14 protein-coding genes and 1 other RNA gene are annotated in these 16988 nt (G+C 60.7%); 7 read left to right on the top strand and 8 right to left on the bottom strand.

Annotated elements, in window-relative coordinates:
* The first annotated feature begins 2 nt into the window (after positions 1-2).
* Positions 3-428: a peptide-methionine (R)-S-oxide reductase MsrB gene (msrB, locus tag ACFC20_RS08790; RefSeq protein ID WP_375183451.1), complete on the top strand. Its 426-nt coding sequence runs from the start codon at positions 3-5 to the stop codon at positions 426-428.
* A gap of 45 nt (positions 429-473) precedes the next feature.
* Here the strand turns inward: msrB and ACFC20_RS08785 are convergent, their stop codons facing one another.
* Positions 474-791 carry a c-type cytochrome gene (locus ACFC20_RS08785; protein ID WP_375192670.1) on the bottom strand — a complete coding sequence of 106 codons (318 nt, stop codon included), beginning with the start codon at positions 789-791 and terminating at the stop codon, positions 474-476.
* Between the two features lie 54 nt (positions 792-845).
* Positions 846-2072 (bottom strand): sulfite oxidase, encoded by a 1227-nt coding sequence (locus ACFC20_RS08780; protein ID WP_375192669.1) that lies wholly within the window; start codon positions 2070-2072, stop codon positions 846-848.
* Positions 2073-2284: 212 nt separating this feature from the next.
* Between ACFC20_RS08780 and ACFC20_RS08775 the strand changes: the two genes are divergently transcribed.
* Complete coding sequence (locus ACFC20_RS08775; RefSeq protein ID WP_375192668.1) at positions 2285-3049, top strand: lysophospholipid acyltransferase family protein; 765 nt, start codon at positions 2285-2287, stop codon at positions 3047-3049.
* A 16-nt stretch (positions 3050-3065) separates the two neighbouring features.
* Here ACFC20_RS08775 and ACFC20_RS08770 read toward each other — a convergent pair whose 3' ends face one another.
* Together ACFC20_RS08770 and nhaD are read right to left on the bottom strand one after the other, a co-directional pair.
* Positions 3066-4049 (bottom strand): calcium/sodium antiporter, encoded by a 984-nt coding sequence (locus ACFC20_RS08770; protein ID WP_375192667.1) that lies wholly within the window; start codon positions 4047-4049, stop codon positions 3066-3068.
* A 9-nt stretch (positions 4050-4058) separates the two neighbouring features.
* On the bottom strand, positions 4059-5309 hold the full coding sequence (nhaD, locus tag ACFC20_RS08765) for a sodium:proton antiporter NhaD (protein WP_375192666.1): 1251 nt from the start codon (positions 5307-5309) through the stop codon (positions 4059-4061).
* 339 nt (positions 5310-5648) lie between these two features.
* Between nhaD and mqo the strand changes: the two genes are divergently transcribed.
* From mqo to ACFC20_RS08740, 5 genes are all read left to right on the top strand, one after another.
* A complete protein-coding gene (gene mqo / locus ACFC20_RS08760; RefSeq protein ID WP_375192665.1) occupies positions 5649-7130 on the top strand; it encodes a malate dehydrogenase (quinone) in 1482 nt (493 codons plus the stop codon).
* Positions 7131-7286: 156 nt separating this feature from the next.
* Positions 7287-8519: an acetyl-CoA carboxylase biotin carboxylase subunit family protein gene (locus tag ACFC20_RS08755; protein ID WP_375192664.1), complete on the top strand. Its 1233-nt coding sequence runs from the start codon at positions 7287-7289 to the stop codon at positions 8517-8519.
* A gap of 52 nt (positions 8520-8571) precedes the next feature.
* Entirely contained in the window at positions 8572-10596 is a 2025-nt protein-coding gene (locus ACFC20_RS08750; RefSeq protein ID WP_375183475.1) for a hypothetical protein, read from the top strand.
* Positions 10597-10660: 64 nt separating this feature from the next.
* Positions 10661-12331 carry an acetolactate synthase large subunit gene (locus tag ACFC20_RS08745; RefSeq protein ID WP_375192663.1) on the top strand — a complete coding sequence of 557 codons (1671 nt, stop codon included), beginning with the start codon at positions 10661-10663 and terminating at the stop codon, positions 12329-12331.
* Between the two features lie 45 nt (positions 12332-12376).
* Positions 12377-13240: a hypothetical protein gene (locus ACFC20_RS08740; RefSeq protein WP_375192662.1), complete on the top strand. Its 864-nt coding sequence runs from the start codon at positions 12377-12379 to the stop codon at positions 13238-13240.
* Here the strand turns inward: ACFC20_RS08740 and ACFC20_RS08735 are convergent.
* The 4 genes from ACFC20_RS08735 to ACFC20_RS08720 form a co-directional block, all read right to left on the bottom strand.
* Positions 13237-14124, bottom strand: coding sequence for a chemotaxis protein (locus ACFC20_RS08735; protein WP_091987943.1), 888 nt, complete (start codon positions 14122-14124; stop codon positions 13237-13239). The two genes, ACFC20_RS08740 and ACFC20_RS08735, sit on opposite strands and share 4 nt — an antisense overlap.
* Positions 14125-14244: 120 nt before the next feature.
* The gene (locus ACFC20_RS08730; RefSeq protein ID WP_375192661.1) at positions 14245-14841 is read right to left on the bottom strand and encodes an exopolysaccharide biosynthesis protein; all 597 of its coding nucleotides are present in this window, start codon (positions 14839-14841) and stop codon (positions 14245-14247) included.
* 144 nt (positions 14842-14985) lie between these two features.
* Positions 14986-15352, bottom strand: a transfer-messenger RNA (tmRNA) gene (gene ssrA / locus ACFC20_RS08725).
* A gap of 91 nt (positions 15353-15443) precedes the next feature.
* Positions 15444-16862: a wax ester/triacylglycerol synthase family O-acyltransferase gene (locus tag ACFC20_RS08720; RefSeq protein WP_375192660.1), complete on the bottom strand. Its 1419-nt coding sequence runs from the start codon at positions 16860-16862 to the stop codon at positions 15444-15446.
* Positions 16863-16988: the final 126 nt, after the last annotated feature.

Here is a 16988-nt window from a genome sequence, read left to right as displayed (position 1 = left end):
TGATGGCCGTTTCTGCATCTGGTTATGACCTGACGCCCCTGACCCCGGCGCAGGTTGAGGAGAAGGCCGCCGACCTGACCGCCGAGGAGCGGCGTGTCCTGCTGGACCACGGCACCGAGCATCCGTTCTGCGGCACTCTGCTGGACAACAAGAAAGCCGGCGTGTACCACTGCCGGCTGTGCAATCTGCCGCTGTTCAGCTCGGACTCAAAGTTCGATTCGGGTACTGGCTGGCCCAGCTTCTTCCAGCCCTTCGACCCGGAACACATTCGGTATCTCGAGGATACCAGCCTCGGCATGACCCGGACCGAAATACGGTGCCCGCGCTGCGACAGTCACCTTGGGCACGTGTTCCCGGATGGGCCGCCGCCGACCGGGCAACGCTACTGCCTGAACTCGGTTGCCATGGTGTTCGAGGAAAACAGTTAACAAAAAAGGGCCTCCGGGCCCTTTTTCTCTGGTCCAGCGCGCTGGTCAGTTACCGCGGGTTACCGCCACCACGTAATCGGCCACCGCCTGAATCTGTTCGTCGGAGAGCGACTCACCGAAGGCGGGCATGATGCCAACGCCACCGGTCACCGCATTGATTACCTGTTCCCTGGACGGCTTGAGTTGGTCCAGATCCGGGCCGATGGCGCCAGAGGAGCCTGCGTCGGCCAGGGCGTGGCAAACCGTGCATGAGGGTTGCGCTTCCCGGGTGAAGACTTGTTTTCCCTGCTCGGTGTCGCTGGCCATTGTCATGGACGACATCCCGATCAGGGACGATGCAAACAGTACCGCCATTTTTCTCATGTTGTGATGTTCCGAGAAGCGGGGTCGCCAAGTCCGGCGGCGGCCCCGCGCCAGTCAACTGACAGCGACCGTGACTCCGTGGTCGCTCCAACCATTGTGGCCGTAGCCACGTTCGTTATCGACCCGGCCTTCGGGCTGCACGTTGCCCTGGGCATCGGTCGCGCGGCTAACGATTCGGTACTCACCGGCGGAGAGGTCCGTTGCGAGAACAAACGGCCGCCAGGCGTAGGCTCCGAGGTCTGGCCCCAGGAATCGTGCCTGCTTCCAGGTTTTGCCGCCGTCCACTGACACCTCCACCTTGTCGAGGGGCACGGTGCCGCCAAACGCCACGCCGTAGATCATGTTGCGACCGGCGCGACCGGTTTCCAGCGGCGAGGTTACCCAGGACTTGACGTTCATTTCCCACATGGAGGGCTGGTCCGGAGCGCCCTTCACCCCGACATCGCGAATACGGTAACCGGACGCCTGGATCTTGGCATCGGTCTGGTTTTCAGTGAGGGCGAGGTTCTTGACGTACTTGACGTTATTCACGCCATAGTAACCGGGTACCACCAGGCGCAGGGGACCACCATGGGTGTGGGTCAGCGGTTCGTCGTTCATCTCCCAGGCCAGCAGGGCGGCCTCCATGGCTCTGGTGGGTATCGAACGCTCAACCACGATGGCTTTGGGATCCACGCCGTCGGGCAGGCTTTCACCACCGGTGGCGGTGATGTAGCGGGCGCCTTCAACCGGTCCACCCAACGCCTCCACAACCTCTTTCAACGGTACGCCTGTCCACATCACGCACCCGGCCGCACCCACCGACCATTGCGTGCCACCAGCACCGTGTGGAAAGAAGGCGCGGCCATTACCGGAGCACTGGAGTACCGAGGCAACGGTGGTCACGCCCATCGCCTTCAGATCCCCCACGGTGAGAGTGCGAGGATTCCTGACCCCCTCAATCCGTACCTCCCAGACATCCGGGTTTTCAGTTACCGAGGCGGGTGGGGCTGGCAGGTTGTTGCGAACAAACAGGCGGTCGCTGGCGGTAATGACGCCGTTGCCGATAGCACCCCGCTGGGTTTCCATGGTGTTGGCGCTGTGAATAATCAGCGCGTTGCGTTCTTTCCACGCCGCATAATCGGGCAGAGACTTGGGTTCGTCGGCTCTGGCAAGGGGCGTGAGACCAAGCAGGCTCACAGCGGCCATGGCGCCGGCGCTGCCGAGCAGTATGCTTCGTCGCGAGGGATTCTGAAGGCCGGGGTCGTTCGGGCCCCGCAGCAGGGCTGTTTCCAGTTTCATGATCCGTCTCCTTATAGGGTTTGTGATCAGACGGGGACCTGCCCTCGAAGCGAAAGCAGGTTATAACTATATTCTTATAGGTGGTGTTTAAAAATTGATCAATACTTTTTGGTCGTTATCAAACCGGTGCCCCAGTCGCTATAATCCGGCTCACCCTGAAACCCCGACAAATACTCGCCTTCCGATCCACGAGAAGGATACAAGGAGCCGGAATGATCCGACTGAATCTGAGCCCGCTGACCGAATCAGCGACCTTGCTTCGGCGCGCGGGCGTGGTGCTGGGCAGTGTCGGGCTGACGGCTATCTACTCGCTGCTGATCCTGCTGCGGGCGCTGTTTGGCCAGCTCAACCGGCCTATCGTGGACAAGTACTGTCGGGAGTGGTCGGCGGCGCTGTTACGACTGGTGCGGGCCAGCCTCACGGTAAGGGGCGAGGTGCCGGATTTCGGCGATGGGCGGCGTTACATCATCATGTGTACCCACGCGAGCCATTACGATATCCCGGTCAGTTTCGTATCCCTGCCAGGATCCATTCGCATGCTGGCAAAAAAGGAACTGTTCAGCATTCCCCTGCTGGGCCAGGCTATGCGGGCGGCTGAATTTCCGTCGGTGGATCGTTCCAACCGAACCCGGGCGGTGCGGGACCTGGCCAGGGCCCGGGAAATGATGGAAAGCGGTATTGTGCTCTGGGCGGCACCCGAGGGGACCCGGTCACCGGATGGCAAGTTGCTGCCGTTCAAGAAAGGCTGTTTTCACCTGGCCCTGGACACCCAGGCGGTCATCGTTCCAGTGGCGGTGCGCGGGATTCACCGGGTGTTGCCCGCACGCACCTGGAAAATCAACCTGGGCCAGCCGGTGGATGTGCGGGTGGGCGCCCCGCTGGATACCACCGGCAAGACCAAGGAAGACCTCGACGAGGTGATGGCCGAGGTCCGGGAGCGTTTAACCGGTCTTCTCGGTGACGGCGAGGCCGAATAAGGCTCACTATGCGGGCTCAGGCCGTGCCCGCCGCCACCACCGTTGACAGCAGGTAACCCGTGTAGGCCACGTACACCAGCACCAGAATGCCGCCATCAAGCCGGCTGATCAGCTTGCGGGCGCCGGTCAGACCAAATCCCATCAGCAGCAGGCCAACGGTGAGCGCCAGCATGAGATTCCAGTCCCGGTAGAGCACGGCCGGATCGACCGCCAGGGGCTCGATGGCTGCGGCCAGGCCTACCACCGCCAGGGTGTTGAAAATACCAGAGCCGAGGATGTTACCGAGGATCAGGTCGTGTTCGTTCTTCTTGACCGCCGCCAGTGCCGAGGCCAGCTCTGGAAGTGATGTGCCTATGGCTACGATGGTCAGGCCAATCACCAGGTCACTGACCCCGAGGCTCTGGGCAATGGTGACGGCGCCCCATACCAGCATCCGGGAACTGACAATCAGCAGGACCAGCCCCACCGCCAGCCAGATCAGGGCGGTTTTCAGTGGCATCGGGTGGGCGATGATTTCGGCGTCGGTCTCGCTGGCCAGCGGGTCAGCCTTGCCTTTCATGCCCTGGTAGATGGACCATCCCATCACGGCGGCGAACACTGCCAGCAGTATCCAGCCGTCCAGCCGTGACAGTTCGCCGTCAAGCAGCTGGGCACCGGCAATGAGTGTAAGCACCACCAACAGGGGCAGTTCCTTGCGGATCACCTGGGAATGCACCGCAATCGGCGCAATCACGGCGGTCAGGCCGACAATCAACGCAATGTTGGTGATGTTGGAACCGTAGCCGTTGCCGAGCGCCAGGCCAGGGTTGCCGTCAGCCGCCGCCATGGCCGATACCGCCAGTTCCGGCGCCGAGGTGCCAAAACCGATGATCACCATGCCAATCAGCAGGGTCGGCATGCCCAGGTGTTTGGCGGTGGCCGCCGCCCCTTCCACAAACTTGTCGGCACTCCAGATCAGGAGTACCAGGCCGGCGATGATTGCGCCAAATGCCATCAGCATAGAAAAACCTCAGTTGATGAAACGTCCGAGCATGAACACACCGGCGTAGCCGAGGGTGTAGGCCGCCAGAAGGTGTGCAAGATACCGCATGTAGGCTGCAAAGGTCAGCCCCGGGATCTTGCTCATGGCCACGATACCGGCCGCAGAACCGATTACCAGCAGCGATCCGCCGACACCCACCGCATAGGTCAGTCCCATCCACTCACCCGGGCTCATATCAATGCCCGCCTTGAGTAGGGCAGCGGTCAAAGGCACGTTGTCGATCACCGCTGAGAAAATCCCCATCAGATAATTCGCGTACAGCGGTGGCAATACGTCGTAGATAGCCACCAGCGAATCCAGCGCGTGAATTTCCTTGAGCATGCCAACCAGCAGCAGGATGCCTAGGAAGAACAGCAGGGTTTCGAACTCGATAATACGGATGTACTCGAGAATCGGGTCCAGATCGGAATCGTCGCTCAGGAAACGGGATACCAGGAACATCACCGACAGGCCGAAGAGGAAGGTCAGCACCGGTGGAACCGCAAACAGGGCATTTCCGGCAATGGTGCACAGGATTGTTAACAAAAACAGGCCGCCGATGATGGCGTCGACTGGTCGCACCGGGTTGGTGGTTGAACGCAGGGTGATGGTGCCTGTCAGGCCCCGGGACAGGAACAGGGCGAGCACGAAAACGGTGATCGACGCGGGAATGGCGAGGGTGAGCAACGTCAGTATTTCCACCTTGTCCGCGAGGAAAATCATCAATGTGGTGACGTCGCCGGTGATCAGTGACACGCCGCCGGAGTTTACCGCAAAAACGACCAGGGTGACGAACTGGATGCGCTTTTTCAGCTCCAGATCCAGCGAAAGGATCAGCGAACATGAGACTAAAGTGGCGGTGATATTGTCTGCAAGAGAGGAGAAAATGAAGCAGAATAGTCCGGTCAGGAACAGCAGTCGCCGTTCGCTCACCTGTTTCGGCATGATCAGGTAGATCACGTTTTCGATCATTCCCTTCTTGTTCAGGTAGGCGACAAAGGTCATGGCAGCCACCAGGAACAGCCACAGCCCAGCAATTTCGGCAATGCTCTCGGACAGCCCGGCGGAAATGGCCGAGGTTTCCGCGGCGTTATCGCTGAACAGAAACAGCAGCATCCAGCTCAGGGTGCCGAAGAATAACGTTACCTTGGCCTTGTTGATGTGTATGGCTTCTTCAAAAATGACGCCGAGCAGCGCCAGCACCGCCAGAACAATCAGGCTTACTTCAAGGGCAGACATGAACGAAGGTCCTGTCGAGGTTGATGACAAATCGGTTTCAGGAAGGGCAGTCGCCGCCGACCGCGCACCCACGGAGGCGGATTCTAGAGCGTTGGCCCGTCGCAAACCACTGTTTGCAGGTGCATCTATTCACCATGGAGCACCGTTGGCAGCCAGATACCGGCGCATCGATTGACAATCGCATTTTATTATCCCCGCAAAAATCGGGATAATTGCGCCCACATTCAGACCGGAAGCAGACGGCGGCGTCGTTTACCTCGCGCCCGACCGGCTTCCGACAGGTCTCCTTGCTGATCGTGGGGGGATAAAAAGCTTCAACACTAGCTAGGGTGAAAAGCAATGGCCGTTAGACAGGCAGATGTAGTGCTGGTCGGCGGTGGCGTCATGAGCGCCACTCTCGGCATGATGCTCAGGCAACTGGACCCGTCCCTGGACATCGTCATGGTGGAGCGTCTCGACCACGTGGCCCATGAGAGCACCGACGGATGGAACAACGCAGGTACCGGCCACGCCGGCTACTGTGAACTCAACTACACCCCCGAAACCGACGATGGCGATGTGACCATCGAGCGGGCCCTGCAGATCAACGCCCAGTTCGAGGTATCGCTACAGCTCTGGTCGTACCTTGTGGAGCAGGGCATTCTTCCGGAGCCTTCCGCGTTTATCAACCGCACCCCGCACCAGAGCTTTGTCTGGGGTGAAAAGGATGTGGCATTCCTGAAGCGTCGCCACGAGCGGCTCAGCGCCCATCACCTGTTCCGGGATATGGAGTACACCGAGTCGCCGACCGATCTGGAAGAGTGGATGCCGCTGGTCGTCAATAACCGGGATCCCATGCAACCGGTAGCGGCCACCCGGATCAAGCACGGCTCGGATGTGGATTTCGGCTCCCTGACCCGCAGCATGGTCAACTGGCTGGAAACCCAGCCCAACTTCGAACTCATGCTGAGCTCTCCCGTGCACTACATTGACCAGCGTGACAATGGCCGCTGGAAGGTGCGTGTACGAAACCAGAAAACCGGCGAACTGACCAAGCTGGAGGCCGGGTTTGTGTTCCTGGGCGCCGGTGGTGGCGCGTTGCCGCTGCTGCAGAAGTCCGGTATTGCAGAAGCCCGCGGCTATGGCGGTTTCCCGGTCAGTGGCCAGTGGCTGGTGTGCGGCAAGCCCGACATCGTTGAGCAGCACAACTCCAAGGTCTACGGCAAGGCGCCCATCGGGGCGCCGCCCATGTCGGTGCCGCACCTGGACACCCGGATCATCAACGGCGAGCCGGCGCTTCTGTTCGGACCGTTTGCCGGCTTTACCACCCGCTTCCTCAAGCAGGGCTCCATCTTTGATCTGTTCGGTTCGGTAAAGTCCAACAACCTCAAGCCCATGCTGTCGGTGAGCAAGAGCAACATGGACCTGACCCGCTATCTGATCGGCGAGGTGTTCCAGTCCCACAGCGACCGGGTAGCCGCCCTCCGCAACTTCTTCCCGGATGCCCGGGAGGAAGACTGGCAGCTGCGGATGGCCGGCCAGCGGGTGCAGATCATCAAGCAGGTGCCCGGCGGTGGCGGTAAGCTTGAATTCGGTACCGAGATTGTGGCCGCCAGTGACGGCACCCTCGCCGCCCTGCTGGGCGCGTCGCCCGGAGCCTCTACCGCCGCCAACGCCATGATCAACGTGATCGAGCGCTGCTTCCCGGAGAAAATCAGGACACCGGAGTGGCAGGCGCGCATGAAGGAACTGGTTCCGTCTTATGGTCAGTCCCTGGTGGATGACGAGGCTCTGCTGACCAAAGTGCGGGAACGGACCCTGTCGACCCTTCAGTTGGGCTGATATTCCGAATCGATCTAACGCACGCTAAAGCACTGTGATTGCTGGGCTCAGTCCCTGCAATCGCAGTGCTTTTGTCGTTTTATGGGGCGCCTGGAATTTGCGATTTCACGAGGGCTACTTAGGGTTATAAGGTAACCCTAGGAAAGGAGAGAGCCTGTGACTGAGCAAAAATACGATCCTGAAAAGGGGTATGTGGCACTGCTGGGCTGGAGCCTGAACGCGGTTGAAGCGGCCGACAAGTTTGATCGCCGCTACGTGGTGGTGGCCCCGGACTGGGCGGAGGCCTACTGCAAGGAGCACGATATACCCTACGTGCCCTGGAACTTTGAGCGCCTGAACGACCGCTCGTTCGAGATCGCCCAGACCCTCAAGGACATGGGCGTGAACGTGGCCATTCCCCTGTTTGAGGAAACCGTGGAGTGGGCCGGCGCCATCAACTCGGTATTGCTGGACCAGCCAAAGCTGTTTGGCCAGTCCATGCTGCTGCGGGATAAAGCGCTCATGAAGCGCCGTGCTCAGCTGGGCGGTATACGGGTGGGTATTTTCGAGGAGGCCCACGACCGGGATGATGTCATCCGCTTTCTCAAGCGCGTGAACCAGACCCTGCTGAAGCTGGATGGCGACCCGAACGATCCGATCCACCTGAAAGCCTTCGATAAGGCCGGCTGCCTTGGCCACCGGGTGATTCGCACGCCGGACGAAGTGGATACCATACCCGACGAGGAATTCCCGGTGCTCATGGAATCCCACCTGGACGGCTGGGAGTTTGCCGTCGAGGCCTGGATTCATAAAGGCAAGATCAAGTTCCTGAACATCTCAGAGTATGTCACCCTGGGCTATTCGGTGTTCGTGCCGGCGACGCCGGACCTCGAAAAATACCGCCCGCAGATTACCGCGGAGATCGAAAAGCTGATCAAGACCTTCGACATCGAATTCGGTCTGATCCACCCGGAGTACTTCGTCACCAGCGACGGCACCATGTACTTCGGCGAGGTGGCCTACCGGCCGCCGGGCTTCAAGGTGTTCGAGCTTCTGGAGCGGGCCTATGGCTTCAACGCCTACCAGGGCATGATCCTGGCCTTCGACCCGAAAACCACAGAGGAGGAGATCAACGCCTTCTTCCCGAAAGAGGTCGAGGATGCCAAGGGCTATGCCGGTTGCTTCGGGGTGTATCCCCGCCGTCGGGTGGTCAGCCGTCTGGAAATGCCTGAGGAGACCGAAAACCACGAGTATTTCGAGTCCCACGAGCTGACACCGCCCATGGAGGAAACGGTGACCAAACGCACCGCCTTCGGCACCCATTGGGGGCTGGTGTATTTCTTTGGTGAGGACCCCTACGTGATGCGGGATCTGCTCAAACATCAGGAAGAGCTCGATTTCTATGTATAATCTGGGCACTGATTAACAAAAAGGGTTTGGTGCAGGCCCTGAGGAACCTCGTTTGAGCGAATACCAATCGGCCAGCCAGGCACCGGCAGTCAACCTCGACAAGCTGGTGCACAAACTGGATGAAGCCATCGCGGCTCTGGAGGAGAGCCGGTCGTTCGCCAAGGCCGGCAAGCTCCCCAAGCTGTTCGATATCGCCCGGCGCGTGCTGATGCAGCCGGGCGGCTGCGAGGCCGTTGAGGCGCGCGCCCGCCGCCTTGAGGAGGCGGGCGTGTTCCAGGGTACCGACTGGGCTGATCCATCCATTCTGCTGCCCTCCCTGACCCCCCACTCTTTGCAAAGCAAAGACGCCGACACGGTGGTGATTGAGGCGCTCAGCCAGCTCCGGCTCCTGTCGGTGGTGCAGGAGCATTACCTGCATCCGAGCGTGTCGGCAGAGCAGGCGCACCACTACCTGACGCAGGTCCTGGCGATCAATCTCGGTCTGCTGTTCGGCATGGGCGGCGAGGCCGAACGTGAACAGGGCAGGCTCGCGCAGATCAGCCAAAGCCTGTTGCAGTACGTGGCGGACCACATTGGCTACGAACACATCATCGACAGTCTGATAGAAGAGATCTGGCGCATCCTGGAGCAGCGACCAATTCGCGTTTCTGATGTGGGGCGGATGATTACCCAGATTGCCATCTGCCGGGCCGATCCGGAGGCTGACCTGGGCAGCGCAGGGCGTGGTGCCGACCGCCTGATCTCCGCCCTCTACGGGCCGACCCGGGCGTGCAGCGAGGACCCGGGCATTCCGGTTTACCAGCAGCGGCTGGAATCCATGGATTCCGTGGCGCTGCAGAACGAGGCCACCGGGTTCGCCCGCTCCATGCACGATACCGGTCTGGTATCCCCTTACCACGCGTGCTTTGTGCGTTACATCCTGGAGACCCAGGACAATCTGCTCAGCAGCTCCCTGGGTTTGTCCAGTACCGGCCGTGACTGCCTGCTGTGCTACCGCGAGCTGGTGTATACGCTGATTGAAGCCTCGGTGTTCCCGGAGACCGCCCAGGGCTTGTACGGGCTGGCACTGTTGCTTGAACGGGGCATTCTCTACCAGCCACCGGTGGCGCCTTCGCTCTGGCGCCAGATTCGCCTGAGCCTGTGCCCCGCCGCCCGGGAGAGGCTCCAGATCGCCTATGGCTATGAGCCGCAGCCCTCGGCCTGGCTGATGCAGGGCGTTCTCAACATGCTGGGCCAGCCTCTTGGCGTCGGGCAGGGTAACAATCCCACCTGCCAATCGGCGCGGGCGCTGTCCATGTGGGCCTACAACGATCCCGATTACCTGCTGCAGATGGTGGCCTGGGCAGCTCGGGACAACGAGATTGTCATGCACTTCGAAGGGCAGCCGGTCTCATCGGCCCGAAGTGCCGCTGGCGTTGCCTCGGAGGTGACGCTCGACCTGGATCCGGTATCACTGGTCGTGGTGCCGCATCTTGATCGCATCTATGCGGAGATGGGTCGACTGTGTGCCGAGCGTGAGGGCGATCCCCACAAGTGGGTGAACCCGGAATTCCACGGCTGGTCCGCGGGACGGGGCTTCGCCATCAATGTGGACGTGGCGACCGGCAATCTCACCGGCCTCGAGGAGTTCATCCGGCATTTCTATGCCAGCTACCATCCCTACTATAACGGCAACCAGCCGCTGATCCATCCACAACCGGCGGGGATTGCGGTCACCGACAGCGCGGCCCGATTCATTGGCTGGCATGCCATTACCATCCTCCGGGCAGGGCTCGACCCCGAGGGCGAGATGCGGGTGTACTTCTTCAACCCGAACAACGACAGTGGCCAGAACTGGGGCGATGGCGTGGAAGTGAGCACCTCCGGCTACGGTGAGCGGTTTGGCGAATCCTCGTTGCCCTTTGAGCAATTCACCTCGCGTCTGTACATTTTCCACTACGATCCTCTGGAGCGCGGCGAGCTTGCGGAAGTGAACGATGACGAGCTGCAGCGCGTAACAGAAGGAGTGTACCGGAGCTGGGGCAAGGGCCGGGTGCCCGCCGATGCGCTCCAGGCGGAGCCGCCGCGGACTGACTAGGCCCGTCGCCGATTTGCCCGACCCATTCACTGAGCCCACTCATTCACCGAGCGAGAGGAAGGTCATGGCCAACGAGAACCGTCCGGCCCGTAACGGCGCCGAGCTGTTTGTGCGCGCGCTGGAAAACGAAGGTGTTCAATACGTGTTTGCGGTGCCCGGTGAGGAGAACCTGGCATTCCTGGAGGCTCTGCGGGAGTCCAGTATCGAACTGGTACTGAACCGCCACGAGCAGGCTGCAGGCTTCATGGCGGCGACCTACGGGCGTCTCACCGGTAAAGTTGGCGTCTGCCTGTCGACCCTGGGGCCTGGCGCCACCAACCTGGTAACCGCCGCGGCCTATGCTCAGCTGGGCGCCATGCCCATGATGATGATCTCCGGCCAGAAGCCGATCAAATCCTCCAAGCAGGGCCTGTTCCAGATCCTGGACGTGGTGGACCTGATGCGTCCGCTCACCAAGTACACCCGCCAGATCACCAACGCCAACACCATACCGGCGAAAGTGCGTGAAGCGTTCCGGCTGGCGTCCGAAGAACGCCCGGGCGCGGTGCATCTGGAGCTGCCCGAAGACATCGCAGACGAAGCGCCGGAACCGGATACCCACATCTTCAAACCCAGCGATGCCCGTCGGCCCACGGCCAGTCAGAAGAGCCTGGAGATGGCGTGCGACATGCTTCGCGAGGCACGGCACCCGCTGATCATGATCGGCGCCGGCGCCAACCGGAAGCGGGTGTCTCAGGCCCTGATTCACCTGGTGAACGTCACCGGTATTCCGTTCTTCACCACCCAGATGGGCAAGGGCGTTGTGGACGAGCGCCATCCGCGCTATCTGGGTAATGCCGCCCTGTCGGCGGGCGACTTCGTCCACTGCGCCATTGATCGCGCCGATCTGGTGATCAACGTGGGCCACGACGTGGTGGAAAAGCCGCCATTTTTCATGACCCCGGGCGGCAAGAAGGTGATCCACGTAAACTTCAGCGCTGCTGACGTAGACCCCGTGTATTTTCCTCAGCACGAGGTGGTGGGTGACATTGCCAACAGCGTGGAGTACATGGCCGAGAACTGTGGCCAGTGCGCCAACCATGACTTCAGCCAGCTCATGGAAGTGAAGCAGGCCGTGGACGCCCACCTGACCTCCATGGCTGGCGATGGCCGCTTCCCGGTGATTCCCCAGCGCATCGTGGCCGATGTGCGGCAGGTCATGCCGGATGACGGCATCATTACCCTCGACAACGGCATGTACAAGTTGTGGTTTGCCCGCAACTATCCGGCCTACGACAACAACACTGTGCTGCTGGACAATGCCCTGGCCTCCATGGGCGCCGGCTTACCCAGTGGCATGATGGCTTCCATGCTGTACCCCGATCTGAAGGTCATGGCCGTGTGCGGCGACGGCGGCTTCATGATGAACAGCCAGGAGCTGGAAACCGCGGTGCGCCTCGGGCTTAACCTGGTGGTGCTGATCATCAACGACAGCGCCTACGGCATGATCAAGTGGAAGCAGGGACAGGAGGGCTACGCGGACTTTGGCCTGGACTACCGCAACCCGGATTTTGTCACCTACGCCCAATCCTACGGCGCCACCGGCCACCGTATTACCCGCACCGAAGACTTGCGGCCCACTCTGGAGCAGGCCCTGGCCGCTGGCGGAGTGCACCTGGTGGACGTGCCGGTGGATTACAGCGAGAACCGGCGGGTATTTCACGAGGAGCTGGCGGAGCTGACCTGTCGATTGTAAGCCGTGTATGATGTCCACCGGACGAAAACCGGAGATGTCATTACCATGAGTCGTTTGTTTGCCAGAGTTCTGGCTGTTGCGTTTTCCCTGGCCCTGTTCGCAGGTTGCAGCAACCCGGAGACACCCCAGGAGGTGACGGCTGCTTTCTGGCAGGCCATGGCCGAGAATGATGCGGGCGATGTGGTGGAATACTCCACTCTGGCAGACGCCTCGGCATTCGACGGATACCAGCGCAGCTGGACTGACGCCGTTCCTTCCTATGGCCGCGTGGTTATTGACGACGACGAAGCCTCCATTGTCACCCGGGTACCCGCCGAATCCGGCGCTGCGGGTGAGCAACTTGAGATCGCCACCTATCTGGTTCGCGTTGATGGCCAATGGCTGGTGGATTATGGGCGCACCGGCGACGCCATTGTGAACCCCTCTCCATTCAGCGGCATTCTGGGGGAACTCAACCGGATCGGTGAAAAGCTCAGTGCCAGCTTCTCGTCATCCTCTGGCCAGTTTGAACGGGATATGGAGCAGCTCGCCCGGGACCTGCAGATCTATTCGAGGGAGATGTCTCAGCAAGCGGGAGAGGCCATGGCCGAGTTCAGTGAACAGCTCCAGGAGGCCATGCGGGATCTTGAGCGGTCGCTGGAGGAAGCCCTTGAAGATGACCGGCAAACCCCTGAGCAGGATCGTGTCATCCTGGAGCAGGCAGCGCGTGATCTGGACCGAGGCGCCGATGACCTCAACGACCCGACCATGGAATCTCTGGCCAATGCCAGTCGCACGGTGGCCGAAACCGGAGAACGGTTTGGCCGCCTCAGTGAAGACACCCTGAATCGTTACCGCGAGCAGTGGCAGCGCGACATCGCCGAGATGCGTAACGAGGCAGAGTCTTTTATGGCGCAGCTCAGGCCTTAACGGGCCTGCTCGGCGCCACGCAGCATGGCCTGAAGCAGCTCCTCGGCATCAAATTTGGTGAGGGCCTCATCGGCACCCACCTGATTGGCATAGCTCAGGCTCATCTCGCTGTTCAGGGAGGTATGCAGAATGATGTACGGCTGCTTGAGCGCGGTGTTGTCCCGCACATTGAAGGTGAGCTCGTAGCCGTCCAGCCCTGGCATCTCGATGTCACTGACCAGGATATCCGTGGGCCGGCCCAGCTCATGATCTCGTAGCAGAATCTGCAGGGCATCGTCGCCATTCGAGGTAACGTGATAGGAGATGTCCTTGCTGTCCAGGACATCGGAGAGCTGCTTGCGGGCCACCTGGGAATCGTCCACCAGCAGAATGTTCAGTGATTTCAGGGTTTCGCTCTGCACATCGGTGAGTGTGACCTCGCCGGTCTCCAGGGATTCCGGGTAAACCTTCGCCAGCAGCAGTTCCACATCCAGCAGCTGAATAATGTCGCCGTCCACATCGAGCAGGCCGGTAATGAATGCCCGGTTGCCCAACGCCTTGGGCGGCGGCATGACCGACTTCCAGTTGGTTTCGATGATCTGCTGTACACCCCGCACCAGAAAGCCGATTTCCTGACGCTGGATGTCGGTGATGATAATCGATGCTTTTTCCCGCTCTTCCCGGGTCAGCGCCGGATAGCCCACCGCGGCGGCCATATCGATGACCGGGACCGCAGAACCGCGGAAGGTGGCCGTGCCGATCACCGCGTGGTGACTGTGGGGCAGCTTGGTGAGCTTCATGAATGGCAGGATCTCCCGAATCTTCAGGGTACCGATGCCGAAGAGGCGCTCCCCGGAGAGACGGAAAAGAAGAAGCTTCTGGGACTGCTTCGCTTTGCTGGACATGGACAGATCCTTCCAAAAACACCGATCAGAAAATCAATAGATAGTGAATCATGATAGCAGCAAGAAACCGGCAGGAGCGGTAAATCATTTGTATCAATTGGTGATTGGATGAAATCGGTGTCAGCCGGGCAGGTTGGTGAGTACGAACCAGGCGGTACCGCCGGTCGTCAGGGCTGCAAACAGGGCCAGTAGACCGTCCCGGGCGATGATGGCCAGGCCGAAGGCCACCAGCGCAAGCCCGCCGCCGTTGGCACTGAAGGGAATGATCTCCATCAGTGGCATGGCCGCAGCCACCAGCAGGCACAGTACCGCCATGACGTACTGCCCCGGCCCCCGCACCAGGAACACCAGGCGCGGCCTGGTCCAGCGGTCCAGGAACCGGGCAGGCTTCTCCAGCCAGTCCAGGCCCTTGTCCAGCTTCTCCTGCTCCATGGAGCGGTTGGCGAGCCGGGCCGGAATCCAGATCGTCTCCCGCTGGAACAGCAGCTGGCCGACGGTCAGCAGGACCATCAGGGCGAGCAGAGTTGGAACGCCCGGAATGTCGCCAATCAGCGGCGCCAGAGTAACCAGCCCCGCCACCAGTGCCAGTGGACCGAATGAGCGCTCACCCACCACCGCCAGGATATCGCCCACCGACACCCGGCGCTGGCCGTCGGTGCCGTCGCGAAGCCGGTCCAGTAACTCCTTCAGACTGTTCGGATCGTCTGGTTGGTTCATCGCACAAAGTTCTGGGTTTGAGTGAGGGCGTGGCAAAACCTTACACAATCAGGGCGTAGTCTGCATGAACAAAGGATGACGAGGGGGTTAGCTGTGGTGCAGAACGAAAAAAGCCCCGGAAATCCGGGGCTTTCTCTGGGAGTTTGGTGGAGACGGCGGGAATTGAACCCGCGTCCGCCAGTACTCAGCCTTGAGGTCTACATGCTTAGTGTCTCTCTATTGTTTTAAGTTCAAGCGACCCGAGAGTCAGGGTGCAAGAACCGAGCTCTTTGAATCTTAGCCATGTGTTAGTGAGCTCTGACACACGGAGCAGCCTATAAGCGATGACGTCCTGGGATGTTGCTACTGAGTTATAGGCGCCTCAGCCAGGACGACTGGAACGGCTTACGCCGCCAGTGCGTAGTTTTCGTCGTTTGCGACTATTTTAAAGCAGCTTTGGATTTACGAGATTCGCTGCCATCTCGACATGCACCCAAGGGTTCGCCACCGGCGTCGAAGCCATGTCGTCCCCTTACAGGTGAGTATATGTGTCCGGTTTGCCGAACTTCAAGGTTTCTTTGCGGTTGTTTGGTGCGCGGTGTTTGGTAGATGTACCTACTCGCCTAGCCGGCGAGCTGCTTTACCGCCCCCGGGCGCCCCGCCAGCGCCGCATGGCTGAGAGCGGCGAAGCTGTCGTGGAAATAGTCCATCACGGCGTTGGGATAGGCGTGGATGGCCCGGTCGACGGTAATGCCGAACTGGACCGTGCCCGCGTAGCTGAAAATGCTCAGGCCAATGCCGATGCTGCCGCTTTGCGGCACCCAGAACATGGGCTGGGTGACTTTGCTGCCAGCAAGGTACAGGGCGTCCCTGGGGCCGGGCACGTTGGTGAGCACCGCCGAGGCCTTGTTGCTGAGCAGATCCAGGGCCCTCCTCTCCAGGCTGTCGGGGCCGCGGCCGAACAGATCCAGCAGGCTGTAGGTCACCTGGGCCTGGTAAGAGCGCTTGAGCCGGTTCATGTTCTCCTGAACCTGCCGAAAACACATGATCGGGTCCTTAACCTCAACCGGCAGGTTCACCAGTACCAGCCCGAATTCGTTGCCGAGGGTGTCGATGGGTTGGTTAAGCGGACGCAGGTTGAACGGCACCGCTACCCGGATGCCGCACTCGGGAACAGGCTCCCGGTTGGCGGCAAAGTGACGCTGCAGGGCGCCGGTTGTGGCGCACATCAGCACGTCATTGACGGTGCCGCCAAGGGCCCGCGCACAGGCTTTGACCTCGGCAAAGTCCAGGGGCTCGGCCCAGGCCACCTGTTTGCGCCCGCACAAGGGGCTCTTGAGGCCTGTTCTGGGCTCGAAGGGCGCCAGGCCGAGCTTCAGCAGGTCCATGGCAACACCGCTGGCGGTGGTGGCGAGCTTCAAAGGGTAGTTGGGTTCCTGGCGCACCGAGTCAATGAACAGGCGAGCCTGTTGGGCGGCCACCTGGGCACTGTCCACCAGCCGGTGCAGTGTGCTTCTTCCCCGGGAAGCATTGCCTGCACGGGTTTCAGGCTTGCCGGCCACCCGTTTGAGTGTGGGCTCGGGGGTCTTGTCGGTAAGTGAGAGCATCACCCGTACCAGGGAAATGCCGTCTGCAATGCAGTGGTGAATACGCACCAGCAGGGCGGCGCCACCTTCATAATTGTCGATGTAGTGCATCTGCCAGAGTGGGCGGCGGAAATCCAGGGAGCTGCTGTTCAGGTCGCTCACCAGTTTCTGCAGTTCGGCTTTGTCGGCCTTGCCGGGCAGCGCAATCCGGTGCAGGTGGTTGTCGATATGAAACAGCGGATCCTCTTGCCAGTAGGCCCGGTCGCCGTGGTCCACAACCCGTTGGCGGAAGCGCTGGAAGCGAAGAAACCGTTCTTCGAGCGTGCGTTTGAGGCGCTGTATTGAAACCGGCCGTTCGAGGGCCAGCACGCCGCAGATCATCATGGGGTTTTCCGGGGTATCCATGCGCAGCCAGGCGCGATCCACGGAAGACATGGGGGTCTGTTTGGGTGACATAAGCGCTCCCTTTGCCATGCACCGGAACTCCCGAGTATAGGCCGGTTGCCTGGATCAACAAAGAGAGTGAGTATGCGACATATTTGCCGGCCAGACCCTGACCGGCGTCAGTTCTTTCAGGGGTTG

This window comes from Marinobacter sp., from assembly GCF_041984545.1.
Taxonomy (GTDB): Bacteria; Pseudomonadota; Gammaproteobacteria; order Pseudomonadales; family Oleiphilaceae; genus Marinobacter.
This window is presented reverse-complemented; position numbering and strand designations above follow the sequence as displayed.

Coding starts and splice junctions, on each gene's coding strand:
- ACFC20_RS08745 (WP_375192663.1), top strand. CDS start 10,661: ATGGCCAACGAGAACCGTCCGGCCCGTAACGGCGCCGAGCTGTTTGTG.
- ACFC20_RS08720 (WP_375192660.1), bottom strand. CDS start 16,862: ATGTCACCCAAACAGACCCCCATGTCTTCCGTGGATCGCGCCTGGCTG.
- nhaD (WP_375192666.1), bottom strand. CDS start 5,309: ATGTCTGCCCTTGAAGTAAGCCTGATTGTTCTGGCGGTGCTGGCGCTG.
- ACFC20_RS08730 (WP_375192661.1), bottom strand. CDS start 14,841: ATGAACCAACCAGACGATCCGAACAGTCTGAAGGAGTTACTGGACCGG.
- mqo (WP_375192665.1), top strand. CDS start 5,649: ATGGCCGTTAGACAGGCAGATGTAGTGCTGGTCGGCGGTGGCGTCATG.
- ACFC20_RS08775 (WP_375192668.1), top strand. CDS start 2,285: ATGATCCGACTGAATCTGAGCCCGCTGACCGAATCAGCGACCTTGCTT.
- ACFC20_RS08735 (WP_091987943.1), bottom strand. CDS start 14,124: ATGTCCAGCAAAGCGAAGCAGTCCCAGAAGCTTCTTCTTTTCCGTCTC.
- ACFC20_RS08785 (WP_375192670.1), bottom strand. CDS start 791: ATGAGAAAAATGGCGGTACTGTTTGCATCGTCCCTGATCGGGATGTCG.
- ACFC20_RS08770 (WP_375192667.1), bottom strand. CDS start 4,049: ATGCTGATGGCATTTGGCGCAATCATCGCCGGCCTGGTACTCCTGATC.
- ACFC20_RS08740 (WP_375192662.1), top strand. CDS start 12,377: ATGAGTCGTTTGTTTGCCAGAGTTCTGGCTGTTGCGTTTTCCCTGGCC.
- ACFC20_RS08780 (WP_375192669.1), bottom strand. CDS start 2,072: ATGAAACTGGAAACAGCCCTGCTGCGGGGCCCGAACGACCCCGGCCTT.
- msrB (WP_375183451.1), top strand. CDS start 3: ATGGCCGTTTCTGCATCTGGTTATGACCTGACGCCCCTGACCCCGGCG.